The organism is Pseudomonas sp. UBA2684 (assembly GCA_002354655.1).
GTDB lineage: Bacteria > Pseudomonadota > Gammaproteobacteria > Pseudomonadales > Pseudomonadaceae > Aquipseudomonas.
Genome location: DELY01000029.1, coordinates 75,546 through 89,465, shown reverse-complemented (window position 1 = coordinate 89,465; position 13,920 = coordinate 75,546). Strand labels below are relative to the sequence as shown.

Below are 13,920 nucleotides of genomic sequence, written 5' to 3'. Positions count from 1 at the left end.
GGTTCAACCAGAAAGGAGATTGGCTTATGTCACTGTCCATGTACCACGCTTCGGTTCCGGTGTTCCTGCGCATGCTCGGCAATTTGTCGGGCATTCTGCACAAGGCCGAGGCCTACGCCGTTGCTCGCAAGATCGATCCCAGCGTGCTGCTCAACGCGCGCCTGGCGCCGGACATGCACCCGTTGGTGCGCCAGGTGCAGATTGCCAGCGACAGCGTCAAGGGTTGCGCCGCACGTCTGGCGGGCATCGAAATCCCTAGCTATGCCGACAACGAAAGCAGCTTTGCCGAGCTGCAGGTGCGAATCGCCAAGACCCAAGCCTTTTTGCAAAGTATTGTCGCCGCGCAGATCGATGGCAGCGAGGAGAGGTCGATTACCCTGACGTTTCCCGGTGCGCAGATGACCTTCAGCGGCCAGGAGTACCTGCTGCATTTTGTGTTGCCGAACTTCTATTTTCACCTGACTACCGCTTACGCGATTCTGCGTCACAACGGGCTGGACATCGGCAAGATGGATTTTCTCGGTCGACCATGACCCGGTTAAACCGGTTGCTCCCAGCGGCTGAATGCCTGGCTGAGATGTTCGATCCAGGCGCGCACTGCCGGCAGCATGCCGCGCCTGTGGGTGTAGACCGCCTGCAAGTGGGCGATGGGCAGGGTCCAGTCCGGCAGCAAACGGATCAGTCGACCATCGGCCAGTTCTTCGTGGCAGAAGGGTAACGGCAGCATGGTCATGCCCAAGCCAGCCAGGGCGGCCTGTTTGCGAATGGCGAAGTCCTCGATGGCCAGGCGCGCGTCCAGACTGATGCCTTGCACGCGACCATCGTCATGCTGGAAGCGCAGGTGGATTTTACGGTCGGCCTCCAGTGCGCCCAGCGCCGGCAGTTTGCTCAGGTCGCTCGGCGAGTCGATGCGCATGCCGTGCAGCAGTGCCGGCGTGGCCACCATGTAAGCTTGTGCCGGTTGCAGGCGGCGGCTAATCAGCGCCGGGTCTTCGTCCTCGGCGCTGCGCACGCGCAAGGCGACATCTACACCTTCGTTGAGCAGGTCGACACGGCGGTTGGTCTGGATCAATTCAAGCTGCACCTTGGGATAGGCCGTGAGAAAACTGATCACCAGCTCTGGCAGCAGGCCAATGCCGCCGGGAGTCGACACGCGCAGACGCCCGCGCGGTTCGCTGGTCAGGCTGGCGACGGTTTCCTCGGCCTGTTCGGCCTCCAGCAGCATCGCCTGGCAATGACGCAGGTAGCGCTCGCCGATATCGGTCAGCGCCAGCTTGCGGGTGGTGCGTTGCAGCAGGCGCGCGCCGAGGCGGTTTTCCAGCTCGGCGATGCGCCGCGACAGGCGTGATTTGGGAATGCCGAGGGTGCGACCCGCCGCAGCGAAACCACCGGCTTCCACCACTTTGGCAAAGTAGAACAAGTCGTTGAGGTCATGCATGATTTATCGTCCTATCAGTGGGACGAACTATCGCATTCGTGCCGACTAATGCGCTATTGATTTCATGGGTAGTATCTCCAGCATCTTGATCGCCGTGGGGCGATCTCATCTTGGAGACCGTCATGAAATTACTGCACCTCGATTCCAGCATCCTCGGTGACTCATCCGCGTCCCGCCAATTGAGCCGTGCCGTGGTCCGTGCCTGGCAAAGCGCTGAGCCGAGCGCCCAAGTGATCTATCGCGACTTGGCCAGCGATGCGTTGAGTCACCTGTCCGCCGCCAGTTTGGTTGCCGCCGGTACTCCAGCGGAGCTGCGCACTGCGGCGCAGCAGCACGAAGTCGCACTCTCGGAAACGACCCTGGACGAGTTTCTCGCCGCCGATGCCATCGTGATTGCCGCGCCGATGTACAACTTCGCCTTGCCAAGCCAGCTGAAGGCCTGGATCGACCGTGTCACCGTCGCCGGCAAAACTTTCAGCTACGGCGAAAATGGCCCGCAAGGCCTGGCGGGCGGCAAGAAAGTGGTGATCGTCTCCACCGCAGGTGGCATCCACTCCGGTCAGCCAAGTGGCGCGGCGCATGAGGACTACCTCAAGCTCGTCCTGGCATTCGTCGGCATTAGCGATATCCAGGTGGTGCGTGCCGAAGGCTTGGCCTATGGCGAAGAGCCGCGTGCGGCAGCGCTGAAGGCGGCTGAACAACAGGTGGGTGAACTGTTCGCTGCCGCGTGATCGATCGCCGCAACGCAAAAGCCCGCTCAGTGAGCGGGCTTTTTTCTGGGCGATTGCCCATGCGCTCGGGTGTTAGACGATCACGCCTTGGCTGCGCAGGTAGTCGTCGTAGGTGCCGCTGAAGTCGGTGATGCCGTTGGCCGACAGCTCGATGATGCGCGTGGCCAGGGAGCCGACGAACTCGCGGTCATGGCTGACGAAAATCAGCGTGCCCGGGTAGTTTTCCAGCGCCAGGTTGAGCGACTCGATGGACTCCATGTCCAAGTGGTTGGTCGGTTCGTCCATCACCAGCACGTTGGGCTTTTGCAAAATCAGCTTGCCGAACAGCATGCGGCCCTGTTCACCACCGGAGATGACTTTGACCGACTTGAGGATCTCGTCGTTGCTGAACAGCATGCGCCCCAGCGTGCCGCGGATCATTTGCTCGCCGGTGGTCCACTGGCCCATCCAGTCGAACAGGCTGACGTCGTCTTCGAAGTCGTGGGCGTGGTCTTGGGCGTAGTAGCCGAGCTCCGCGCTGTCGGTCCATTTCACATGACCGGCATCCGGGGTCAGTTCGCCGACCAGGGTGCGCAGCAGGGTGGTCTTGCCGATACCGTTGGGGCCGATGATCGCGACGCGCTCGCCGGCTTCAACCTGGAAGCTGAAGTTCTTGAACAGCGGCTTGCCGTCGAAACCCTTGGCCATTTTGTCGATCATCACGGCCTGGCGGTGCAGCTTCTTGTTCTGTTCGAAGCGAATAAACGGACTGACGCGGCTGGATGGCTTGACCTCGGCCAGCTGGATCTTGTCGATCTGCTTGGCGCGCGACGAGGCCTGCTTGGATTTCGAGGCGTTGGCCGAGAAGCGGCTAACAAAGCTTTGCAGCTCGTTGATTTGCGCTTTTTTCTTGGCGTTATCCGACAGCAGTTGCTCGCGTGACTGGGTCGCGGCGGTCATGTACTCGTCGTAGTTGCCTGGGAACAGGCGCAGCTCGCCGTAATCCAGGTCAGCCATGTGGGTGCACACGCTGTTGAGGAAGTGACGGTCGTGAGAAATGATGATCATGGTGCTGTTGCGCGTGGTCAGCACGTTTTCCAGCCAGCGGATGGTGTTGATATCCAGGTGGTTGGTCGGTTCGTCGAGCAGCAGCACATCCGGGTCGGAGAACAGCGCCTGGGCCAGCAATACGCGCAGCTTCCAACCGGGCGACACTTCGCTCATCGGGCCGAAATGCTGCTCCAGCGGAATACCCAGGCCAAGCAGCAACTCACCGGCACGGGACTCGGCGGTGTAGCCGTCCATCTCGGCGAACTCACCTTCGAGCTCGCCGACCTTCATGCCGTCTTCTTCGCTCATCTCCGCCAGGGAGTAGATACGGTCACGCTCGGCTTTGACCTGCCAAAGCTCTTCATGACCCATGATCACGGTGTCGATCACGCTGAATTCTTCGTAAGCGAACTGATCCTGGCGCAGCTTACCCAGGCGCACGTTCGGCTCCAGCATCACCTGGCCACCACTCGACTCCAGATCGCCGCCGAGGATCTTCATAAAGGTCGACTTACCGCAGCCGTTGGCCCCGATCAGGCCGTAGCGGTTGCCGTTGCCGAACTTCACGGAAACGTTCTCGAACAGGGGCTTGGCCCCGAATTGCATGGTGATATTGGCGGTGGAGATCACGAATCTTGGTCCAGATAAACGGGCGCACGGGCGCGAAAGGGGCGCGATTGTAGCGGTTTACGACCACAAAGGGCAGCTTATGGACGGGCGGGAATGCGAAGCCAAGTAGTTTGACGCAGGAGCATCGAAGGCTGCATGCCCACCCGGAGCGTGGGAATAATCAATCAGCCGGGTTATTCGGTATTTAGGCGCGTTGGCGGTTAGCTGCGCCAGTTTCATGCCTGAGAACTGCGGCAAAAGTCATGCTCTGACTCGGTCTGTTCTGGCACCGGCTTGATGATGTGTCTGCAACCGCGCAGCCTGTGGTGGCTGAGCAACTGATTGCCGTGCTTGATCGGGGCGTCAGTAATAAGGGGAGGGATGCTGTGAGGCTGATGAGCACGAGTTACACCGCGATCTAGAACAACGTGACTTTTGTGGAAACCTGCGTTGCTTTGTCAGCGCATTGGCATGCGAGCGAAACGGCAACAGATCCTAGCGACCTGCTGCGGGAACCATCAGCCCGGTCTTAACAGTGCTCATCGAGACCAAGGTCTTGAAGCGCTTCACGTTGTTGTTCTCGAAGAACAGCTGCCGGGTGAGCTCGGTGTATTGCTCCATGTCCTTCACCAGCATGATCAGCACGAAGTCGCACTCCCCGGCGACGTAGTAGCACTGTTGCACCTCTGGGCAGGCCTGGAAGGTGCGCTTCATGCTGTCCAGCAGATCGAGTCGTTCGCTTTCCACCTCCACCTGCGCGATGACCGTGAGCGTGTACCCCAGCCGTGCAGGGTTCACTATCGCCACGGTTCTTTGGATGACCCCATCCGCGTTCATCTTCTTCAGGCGGCGATTCACCGCGGCGGACGACAGGTTCACCTGGGTGCCAAGGTCCAGTTGGGAGGTTGTAGCGTCCTGCTGGACGGCTTCCAGCAGTGCCAGGTCGTACTGATCGAGACTCATGTGGCATGCCCCTGTAATAAAAGCGCGAGAATTGCCCGGAAAACGTAATAGAAATTCATTTATCGCTCATAAAACAAGATTTAAGTGCTTGTTAACCAAATAGCATTTAACTCATCGACAACAAGCCCCGCCGGAGAGTCCAATGAACAAATGTTCTGCGCCGCGCCTGAATGGTTCGATCCTGCTTCAGCAAGTTCGTGCGCTTGGCGAGATTGGCGCCGATCAAGTCAACGGCGGTCGCACGCGAATCGCTCTGACCGATGCGGAGAAGGCAGGCCGCGATCAGCTTGTTGCATGGATGAAGGAGCTCGATCTGGACGTGCGGGTCGACCGCATCGGCAACATCTTCGGTACGCTGCGTTCTGTCTCCGATCAAGGTGACCAGGCCCCTTTGATGATGGGCTCCCACATCGACACGGTGACCAACGCCGGTGCCCTGGATGGTTGTTATGGGGTGCTTGCAGCCCTGGCCGTGGCCCGGGCGTTTCGCGAGGCAGGGGTGCTGCCGTCACGCTCCATCACCATTGGCACGTTCACCAATGAAGAGGGTGTGCGTTACCAGCCGGACATGCTGGGCTCGTTGGTGTATGCCCGCGGCCTGGCTGTCGACGAGGCGCTGGCGACCCGCGGAACCGATGGCACTCGTCTGGGTGACGAGCTGCAACGCATCGGTTATGCCGGCGATCTGGAGCCAGGCTCTGTCATTCCCCATGAGTATCTGGAGCTGCACATCGAGCAGGGGCCGATCCTGGAGGCGGAGAACACCCAGATTGGCGTAGTCGAGACTCTTCAAGGCATCTCTTGGCAACGGATCGTCGTGCAAGGCAACGCCAACCATGCGGGCACCACCCCGACCCGTTTGCGGCATGACGCCGGCTATGTGGCCTGTGCGGTAGTCGCCGAGTTGCGCGATATCGCCAAGGACTCGGGCGCAACGACCCTGGCGACCGTCGGCTGCATGAGCTTCGAGCCCAATGTGATCAACGTGATTCCGCGTAGGGCTACTTTCACGGTGGACTTGCGCGATCCCGATGAGGCGCTGCTGCTGAGTGCGGAAAAGCGTCTTAGCCAGTTTCTGGCTGCGATATCGACGGAAGAAGGGGTGCAGATCAGCACGGAGCAGCTCGTTCGTTTTCAGCCGGTGACCTTCGATGCGGGGCTGGCCGATGAAATCGAGGACTCTGCCAAGCGCTGCGGTTTTAGCCACAAACGCATGACTTCCGGTGCCGGACATGACGCCCAGATGATCGCTCGTATCGCCCCGTCAGCCATGATTTTCGTACCCAGTCGGGGCGGTATCAGCCACAACCCCCGTGAGCACACGGACGACGATCAACTGCTCAAGGGCGCTGAGGTGCTGCTTGATGTGGTTGTCCACCGCCTGAGCCTTACCCACTAACGCATTCGCCAACTCATGAGTCCGCCGGCAGTTGTCGGCGCTATCGGCCTCGCCTTGCCTATCGATGGAGCCCCCATGTTGATTGCCAACCCTAACGCAACCCATAAAAGCTACCCCGAAGCGCTGCAGAACATCATGAGCATCCATAAGGCCAACGAAAGCCGCGCCTGGCTGGCCGATTGGTCGCGGCTTAAGCGCGGTGCTACGCCGCTTTACTCGTTGCCCGGCCTGGCTGCGGAACTGGGGGTGTCGGACATTCTGGTCAAGGATGAGTCGGAGCGTTCGGTGCTGGGTAGCTTCAAGGCGCTCGGTGCGCCGATTGCCCTGGTGCGCCTGATCCTGCGCCAGTTCCCCGAGCCATGTTTCGAGGCCCGTGGCCTGCTCGCGGGTGAGTACCGCAACGCGTTGGCTGACTTCAGCGTAATCAGTGCCACCGACGGCAACCACGGCCGCGCCCTGGCCGCTGCGGCGCGGAGCGTGGGTTGCCGCTGCGTGATCGTGCTGCATGCCAACGTCAGCATCGAGCGTGAAGAGGCGATTGCCGCCTACGGCGCCGAGATCGTGCGCATCAGCGGCAACTACGATGAGTCGGTGGAAGAGGCGGCCGCGCTCGCTGTGAGGAATGGCTGGCTGGTCGTCTCCGATACCTCCTATGAGGGCTATGAGAACATTCCCCGCGACGTGATGCAGGGTTACGGCACCATCGCTGCCGAGATCGTCGAAGCGCTGGCCCAGCGTCAAGGCGGTGTCACCCACGTCTTCCTACAGGGCGGCGTTGGCGGCCTGGCGGCGGGTATCGCCAGCTATTTCTGGGAACTCTATGGCGTAGGGCGCCCGACCTTCATCGTGGTCGAACCCGAGCAGGCGGATTGCCTGTACCAGAGCGCCATTGCCGGTCAGGCGGCCAAGGCGACAGGCTCGGTGGATTCGGTGATGGCGGGCCTGGCCTGTGGTGAAACCTCGCCACTGGCGTGGAAGTTTCTGCAGCCCTGCGTCGATTTTTTTATGACCATCAAGGATGACGAAGCGGTCAGCGCCATGCGCCGCATCGCGGTTGGCAGCGATAGGGATATTCCGCTGGTCGCCGGTGAGTCCGGCGTGGCTGGGCTCGCCGGGGTGATCGGCCTGGCCAATGCTCCGCTGCTGGCCGAGCGGGTGGGGCTGAACGGCGAATCCCGCGTCCTCTTGATCAACACCGAGGGCGCCACCGCACCGGGCGTTTATCAGGCGCTGGTGGGCGAGCCTGCTCAGTCGGTGCTGGCTCGCCAGGTGGCGTGGAAGCAAGGCCGGGTGCGCTAAGTCGTCATCCATGGCGCTGTTTTGGGTGTGCATGTGGCTGTGCTGATGCGCGACTAGTCGGTGTCGCATGGAGCGAGGCGGGCGTGCAATGGCTGGTTGCTCGTGCAGAACTGCGTCGTTGCTTGCACATTTACGGTTGGCCGGAAGCCGTCAGGCATGTGTCAGCCGCGGTAAAAAACCTGCACCAGGTGATAACCGAACTGACTTTTTATCGGGCCATGCACTTCGCGGATCGGCTTTTTGAAAATCACCTGGTCGATCGCACGCACCATTTGTCCTGGGCGCACTTCGCCTAAATCGCCGCCACGTTTGCCCGATGGGCAGGTGGAGTATTTGCGTGCCAGCACATCGAAGGCTTCGCCGGCGGCAATGCGCTTTTTCAGCGCAGCGGCCTCTGCTTCGGTTTTCACCAGGATGTGGCGGGCCATTGCCTTCGTCATGACGGGTTCCTCATTTTTACCGGGTGCATATTGTGCCAGTATTTGCCGCGCCATCAGAATGACGCCATTTTCAAGACTTCTGCTTGACCAAGAACAGCGGCTAATCATGGCCTAACGTATTAACTCCACTCAACGGAAGCGCCGCCCATGGACCTCCATGCAATGCTGAAAATCCTGTCCAGCCAGGATGGCTCCGACCTCTACCTGTCGACGGGGGCGCCGCCTTGCGCCAAGTTCAACGGCGTACTCAAGGCGCTGAGTGCCGAGCCGCTGAAGGCGGGCGAGGTGGCCGCCATCGCCGAGTCGGTAATGGATGTGGCGCAACGCGAGGAATTCGAGCGCGAACTGGAGATGAACCTGGCGATTTCCCTGGCCGGCGTCGGGCGTTTTCGTATCAATATTTTCAAGCAGCGCAACGAGGTGTCGATCGTCGCGCGCAATATCAAGCTGGACATCCCCAAGTTTGAAGACCTCAAACTGCCGGAAGTGCTGCTCAAGACCGTCATGGAAAAACGCGGCCTGGTGCTGTTCGTCGGCGGCACCGGCTCGGGCAAGTCGACCTCCCTGGCAGCGTTGATCGACTACCGCAACCGCAACAGCGGCGGGCATATCATCACCATCGAAGATCCGGTGGAGTATGTCCACCGGCACAAGAAGTCGATCATCAACCAGCGTGAGGTCGGCGTTGACACCCGCAGTTTTCATGCCGCGCTGAAAAATACCCTGCGTCAGGCGCCGGACGTGATTCTGATCGGTGAGATTCGTGACCGCGAGACCATGGAGCATGCGCTGGCCTTTGCCGACACCGGCCACTTGGCGATTTCGACCTTGCACGCCAACAACGCCAACCAGGCGCTGGACCGCATCATCAACTTCTTCCCCGAAGACCGCCGGCCGCAGTTGCTCAACGACCTGGGCAACAACCTCAAGGCCTTCGTTTCCCAGCGTCTGGTGAAAACCACCGATGGCAAACGCCGCGCTGCGGTCGAGGTGCTGCTCGGCACGCCGACCATCCGCGACCTGATCAAACGCAACGAGTTTTCCGAAATCAAGGAGATCATGGAGAAGTCGAAGAACCTCGGCATGCAGACCTTCGATCAGGCGCTGATCGATTTGGTCAATGAAGGCTCCATCGACGAAGAAGAGGCCGTGAAAAACGCCGATTCGGCGAACAACGTACGGCTCAAGCTCAAACTCTATCGCGACAATCCATCCACGCCGAGTCCAGCACCGGCGGCACCCGCTGCCGTTGTGGCCGCGCCGGCCAAGGTCGCCGCCACCGGCGATTGGGGCCTGGAACTGAAGCTCGAAGAGCTGGAGACAGACGAGCAGGCGGAAGACCCGGGCCGTCAAGGGATTTGAGCGAAGGCCAGGCCCGGATCAGGCTAGCGCTTGGCCACAGCCTATATGCCCTTACAGGGCGCTTTTTGCGCCCGCTGTCATCACATCAAAAGAAACCGAAGAGCTGCCTTTGAGCGCAGGTAGTCCGCGACAACGAACTGGATTCCCTTGCATACCGATGTTGCTCCGCGGGGGCAGGTCGAGCCCATCATCCACATCGTGGCAGGTGGCCGCTAGCCCCAGGCGAGCGCGGCGGTTCATTCGCCCTGGCGGCGTATGTCCAGGCGCAAGCTGTGGATCAGTGCTTTGCCTGCGACGAGCTGCAATGTGGCGTTTTCATGGATTTCCAATACCTGGGTAGCGCCGGGTGCTTGCAGGTGCTCGGTGATGGTCGAGAAGGCCATGATGCGCCCTTCGGCTGTCAACAGCTCCGGCTCCGAGCGCTGAGACTCGTAGCCTTCTACGCGGTCGAAGGTGGCCTGCCAGAGCGCCGCCAGTTGCGCTTTGCTGAGGCTGTCCCAGGCGCCGCCGGGCAGGCGCACGCGGATCTGCGCCTGGGGGCTGAGCCCGCTGACGATGCCCTGGGCATCTCGTCGTTGCGCGGCGCTGTCGGCAGCCGCCAGGGTGTCGAGTACGGCGGCGCGTTGGGCCGCGCTGGGTGTCGTGCCGCCTGGGTTGTGGCCTTCGATGCGGCTGAGAAACTGCGTGGCGGTCGGATTATCGCCTTGCCGGGCGGCGGTGCGAATCCAGCTCAGGCCGGCCAGCCGGTTGCCTTGCGCGTAGAGGTTTTTACCCAGCGCCCATTGTGCGGAGCTGTTATCCAATTCGGCCGCGCGCTGGTACCACTCGGCAGCCTTGGCCGCATCCGGAGCGACGCCCAAGCCTTCGGCGTAGGCCCGGCCGACCTCGTACATGCCGATGGCATCGCCTGTATCCGCCGCGCGTCGATACCAGCGCAACGCCGTCTCATGGTTTTGCGGCACCGCCAGGCCCGCCGCGTGCATATTGCCGACATTCAGCATGCCTTGCCGGTTGCCGGCTTCGGCCAGCGTCAGGTAACGGCTGTAGGCTTCGTCGAAGTCCCCCATTTTGTATACCGCATAGGCTTCCAGCACCTGGATCATTTCGCGGGCGATTTGCTCTTGCGAGGCCCCTGCGGCGGGGTTCGAGCAGCACAGCGCGATGGCCAGGCCAGCCGCATATTGACGGTAAGAAGCGGGGGCGCGAAGCATGGTCGGTTACCTTCTGTGGCGTCTACGCGTGGTGGCGCAGGAGAGAATCGACGCTAGCAACGGCTTGTCGGCGCGTCTGTGCTGCAAAGGTGCCGAGTCAGTACGACCAAGGTTTTAGGGCGCTTTGGCGAGCGCGACCTTTATGCGCTCGCCAAGCAGGTCAGCGTGGGGAGGCGAAGGTCAACGCGTCGACAGTGACGCTTGCGAGGTCCGCCGGGGGCGTTGTTGAGCCGGATACGCGGTTTATTCGGCTCAGCTCAACGTGTGCTCAGTTGCTGGCTAGGCTTTGAGCTGTGGCAGGTCGCGGTACAACTCCAGCGCCAGTGGGTTGGCCAGAGCGTCGGTGTTTTTCACCGGTTTGCCGTGCACCACATTGCGCACCGCCAGCTCGACTATCTTGCCGCTGATGGTGCGCGGGATATCCGCCACGGCAATGATCTTCGCCGGTACATGACGCGCTGTGGTGTTGGCGCGGATCACCTGGCAAATCTGCGCTTGCAACGCGTCGGTCAGTTCGACGCCATCGCGCAGACGCACAAACAGCACCACGCGTACATCGTCGTCCCACTCCTGACCGATGGCGATGGATTCCAGTACGGCTTCGATTTTTTCCACCTGGCGGTAGATCTCGGCGGTACCGATGCGCACGCCGCCTGGGTTGAGCACGGCGTCGGAGCGGCCGTGAATCACCAGGCCGCCGCGTGCGGTTTCTTCGGCGTAGTCGCCGTGGGCCCAGATTCCGGGGAAAGTTTCGAAGTAGGCCGCCTGGAGCTTGGCGCCCTCGGGGTCATTCCAGAAACCCACCGGCATCGACGGAAAATGCTGCGCGCAGACCAACTCGCCTTTCTCGCCAGTCACCGCTTGCCCGGCGTCGTTCCACACCTGCACGTCCATGCCCAAGCCCTTGCACTGCAGCTCGCCACGCCATACCGGCAGTACCGGGTTGCCGAGGGCGAAGCAGGAAACGATATCGGTGCCGCCGGAGATCGACGACAGGCAGAGATCGGCTTTGATCTCGCGGTAGACGTACTCGAAGCTCTCGTGGGACAGCGGCGAGCCGGTTGAGAGAATGGCCTTCAGGCGTTGCAGCTGATGCGTCTTGCCCGGTTTAGCCCCAGCCTTTTCCAGTGCCGCGAGAAACTTGGCGCTGGTACCGAAGATGCTGATGTTTTCCGCATCGATTAAATCGATCAGGCGCTCGGCACCCGGGTGGAAGGGCGAGCCGTCGAACAGCACCAGGGTCGCGCCCAGGGCCAGGCCCGAGACCAACCAGTTCCACATCATCCAGCCGCAGGTGGTGTAGTAGAACAAGGTGTCGTCGGCATGCAGGTCGGTGTGCAGACCCAGTTCCTTGATGTGTTGCAGCAAGGTGCCGCCGGTACCGTGAACGATGCACTTGGGCACGCCGGTGGTGCCGCTGGAATAGAGGATATACAGCGGGTGATCGAAGGCGACCTGAGTGAATTCGGGCTCGCCGCCGGGCTGGTAGAAATCCTGCCACAGCGCGACCTTGGCTGAGGCATGGAAGTCGGCGGCTTTGGCCTGGGGATTGGAGTAGGGCAGCACAATCAGCTGTTTAAGCGAGGGCAGGCGCTCGAGGATTTCGTTGAGTTTGCCGGTCAGGTCGAGGTTCTTACCGGCGTAGCGGTAGCCGGCAGCGGCGATCAGCACCTTGGGTTCGATCTGGCCGAAACGGTCGATCACGCCCTGGGTGCCGAAGTCCGGCGAGCAGCTCGACCAGGTCGCACCGAGGCTGCTGGCGGCGAGCATACCGACCACGGCTTGCCAGGTGTTGGGCATAAAGGCCGCCACGCGGTCACCGATGCCGACGCCAGCGGCACGCAGGCTTTTTTGCAGCCCGGCGACATGCTCAGCCAGCTCGGCATAGCTCAGTTGCTCGCGTGTGCCATCCTCGCCAATGGTGATCAGGGCAGGGTGATCGTCGCGGCGGCGCAGCAGGTGTTCGGCAAAATTCAGCGTGGCGCCGGGGAACCACTGCGCGCTGGGCATGGCGCTGCCTTCATGCAATACAGCGCTGGGCTGTTGGCTGAAACGCACCTCGAAAAACTCGACAATCGCCTGCCAGAAGGCCTCGCGCTGCGTCACGCTCCAGGCGTGCAGGGCCGGGTAGTCGGCCAGTTGCAGGCCGTGGCGCTGATTGACGAAGCGGCGGAAGGCGTCCATCCGGGTAGCGGCGATACGCTCGGCGGAAGGCGTCCACAGGGGCTGTTGCATGTCGATTCCTCGTTCGGCTCTTGCTGTCATTCTTGTCATGAATCGCCGTTTTGCACGGCAGAGGGCACGCTAGCCGACTGATCGACGGGCGCCTTGAACGCTAGCGACCCTTATTGCTCGGCTGCCGACCTGGCGGCTGTTGTAGCGGTTTTGTGACGCGCTCTGGTAAACAAAGCCCGACGCGGGCAGGGCGGACACGGCGAAGCCTGGTCCGCCACGCGATCTGAATGGTGGACACGCCTGCGGCATGTCTACCCTACGCGCTGGCCAGCCGCGCCCGCGCCACCCGCGAGCCGTTGGGCTTGTCGAGTACCGCACAAATGCGCTGGCCGGCGCCGATCAATTTGTCCATGTCGATGCCGGTGGCGATGCCCAGCCCATTGAGCAGGTACAGCACATCTTCGGTGGCGACATTGCCGGTGGCGCCTTTGGCGTAGGGGCAGCCGCCCAGGCCGGCGACCGAGCTGTCGAACACGCTGATGCCTTCGAGCAGGCTGGCGTAGATGTTGGCCAGGGCCTGGCCGTAGGTGTCATGAAAGTGCCCGGCCAATTTGCCTCTAGGGATATCGCGGCCAACCACTTCGATCAGACGGCGGGTGTCGCCGGCGGTGCCGCTGCCGATGGTGTCGCCCAGCGAGACTTCGTAGCAGCCCATGGCGAACAGCTCGCGGGCGACGCTGGCCACCTGCTCGGGCGGCACGTTGCCTTCGTAGGGGCAGCCGAGCACGCAGGACACGTAGCCGCGCACGCGCACGCCGTGCTGCTTGGCGGCGTCCATCAGCGGCACGAAACGCTCCAGGCTTTCGCTGATCGAACAGTTGATATTTTTCTGCGAGAAGGCCTCCGAGGCCGCGGCAAACACCGCGACTTCCTTGACCCCGGCGGCCAGTGCGGCCTCGAACCCCTGCAGGTTGGGCGCCAGCGCGGCATAGGTAACGCCTGGCCGTTGCTGGATCTGTGCAAACACCTCGGCGCTGCCGGCCATCTGCGGCACCCACTTGGGCGAGACAAAGCTGCCGACTTCGATATAGCCCAGGCCAGCGGCGGACAGGTCATCGACCAGGCGCACCTTGTCGGCCACGCTGATCGGCTGTTGCTCGTTCTGCAAACCGTCGCGCGGGCCGACTTCGACCAGGCGGACTTGTTTGGGTAGGTTCATGGTTGCCTCGTTATTTATCTCGATGGGTATCGCACTGACTACCTG

General features: G+C 61.7%; 12 protein-coding genes. 5 read left to right on the top strand and 7 right to left on the bottom strand.

The window, feature by feature from the left end:
* Positions 1 to 26 precede the first annotated feature (26 nt).
* Positions 27 to 533 (top strand): DUF1993 domain-containing protein, encoded by a 507-nt coding sequence (locus B3M58_RS10060; protein ID WP_296218754.1) that lies wholly within the window; start codon positions 27 to 29, stop codon positions 531 to 533.
* 5 nt (positions 534 to 538) lie between these two features.
* Here the strand turns inward: B3M58_RS10060 and B3M58_RS10055 are convergent, their stop codons facing one another.
* Positions 539 to 1,438 (bottom strand): LysR substrate-binding domain-containing protein, encoded by a 900-nt coding sequence (locus B3M58_RS10055; RefSeq protein ID WP_296218752.1) that lies wholly within the window; start codon positions 1,436 to 1,438, stop codon positions 539 to 541.
* 122 nt (positions 1,439 to 1,560) lie between these two features.
* Between B3M58_RS10055 and B3M58_RS10050 the strand changes: the two genes are divergently transcribed.
* Positions 1,561 to 2,169 (top strand): FMN-dependent NADH-azoreductase, encoded by a 609-nt coding sequence (locus B3M58_RS10050; RefSeq protein WP_296218751.1) that lies wholly within the window; start codon positions 1,561 to 1,563, stop codon positions 2,167 to 2,169.
* Between the two features lie 72 nt (positions 2,170 to 2,241).
* On the opposite strand, the gene B3M58_RS10045 is transcribed toward B3M58_RS10050, so the two are convergent.
* The gene (locus B3M58_RS10045) at positions 2,242 to 3,828 is read right to left on the bottom strand and encodes an ABC-F family ATPase (protein WP_296218749.1); all 1,587 of its coding nucleotides are present in this window, start codon (positions 3,826 to 3,828) and stop codon (positions 2,242 to 2,244) included.
* A 474-nt stretch (positions 3,829 to 4,302) separates the two neighbouring features.
* A complete protein-coding gene (locus B3M58_RS10040) occupies positions 4,303 to 4,770 on the bottom strand; it encodes an Lrp/AsnC family transcriptional regulator (RefSeq protein WP_296218747.1) in 468 nt (155 codons plus the stop codon).
* A 142-nt stretch (positions 4,771 to 4,912) separates the two neighbouring features.
* On the opposite strand from B3M58_RS10040, the gene B3M58_RS10035 reads away from it, so the two are divergent.
* Together B3M58_RS10035 and B3M58_RS10030 are read left to right on the top strand one after the other, a co-directional pair.
* A complete protein-coding gene (locus B3M58_RS10035; protein WP_296218746.1) occupies positions 4,913 to 6,169 on the top strand; it encodes a Zn-dependent hydrolase in 1,257 nt (418 codons plus the stop codon).
* A 75-nt stretch (positions 6,170 to 6,244) separates the two neighbouring features.
* On the top strand, positions 6,245 to 7,468 hold the full coding sequence (locus tag B3M58_RS10030; RefSeq protein WP_296218745.1) for a diaminopropionate ammonia-lyase: 1,224 nt from the start codon (positions 6,245 to 6,247) through the stop codon (positions 7,466 to 7,468).
* Between the two features lie 161 nt (positions 7,469 to 7,629).
* On the opposite strand, the gene B3M58_RS10025 is transcribed toward B3M58_RS10030, so the two are convergent.
* Positions 7,630 to 7,908, bottom strand: a complete 279-nt coding sequence (locus B3M58_RS10025; RefSeq protein ID WP_296218799.1) for a peptidylprolyl isomerase — start codon at positions 7,906 to 7,908, stop codon at positions 7,630 to 7,632.
* Positions 7,909 to 8,055: 147 nt separating this feature from the next.
* Between B3M58_RS10025 and B3M58_RS10020 the strand changes: the two genes are divergently transcribed.
* Complete coding sequence (locus B3M58_RS10020; protein ID WP_296218743.1) at positions 8,056 to 9,270, top strand: PilT/PilU family type 4a pilus ATPase; 1,215 nt, start codon at positions 8,056 to 8,058, stop codon at positions 9,268 to 9,270.
* Positions 9,271 to 9,506: 236 nt separating this feature from the next.
* Here the strand turns inward: B3M58_RS10020 and B3M58_RS10015 are convergent, their stop codons facing one another.
* The 3 genes from B3M58_RS10015 to B3M58_RS10005 all read right to left on the bottom strand — a co-directional run bounded on the left by B3M58_RS10015 (position 9,507) and on the right by B3M58_RS10005 (position 13,875).
* Entirely contained in the window at positions 9,507 to 10,481 is a 975-nt protein-coding gene (locus B3M58_RS10015; protein WP_296218741.1) for a tetratricopeptide repeat protein, read from the bottom strand.
* A gap of 279 nt (positions 10,482 to 10,760) precedes the next feature.
* The gene (locus tag B3M58_RS10010) at positions 10,761 to 12,716 is read right to left on the bottom strand and encodes an acetoacetate--CoA ligase (protein ID WP_296218740.1); all 1,956 of its coding nucleotides are present in this window, start codon (positions 12,714 to 12,716) and stop codon (positions 10,761 to 10,763) included.
* Between the two features lie 256 nt (positions 12,717 to 12,972).
* A complete protein-coding gene (locus tag B3M58_RS10005; RefSeq protein WP_296218738.1) occupies positions 12,973 to 13,875 on the bottom strand; it encodes a hydroxymethylglutaryl-CoA lyase in 903 nt (300 codons plus the stop codon).
* Positions 13,876 to 13,920 lie beyond the last annotated feature (45 nt).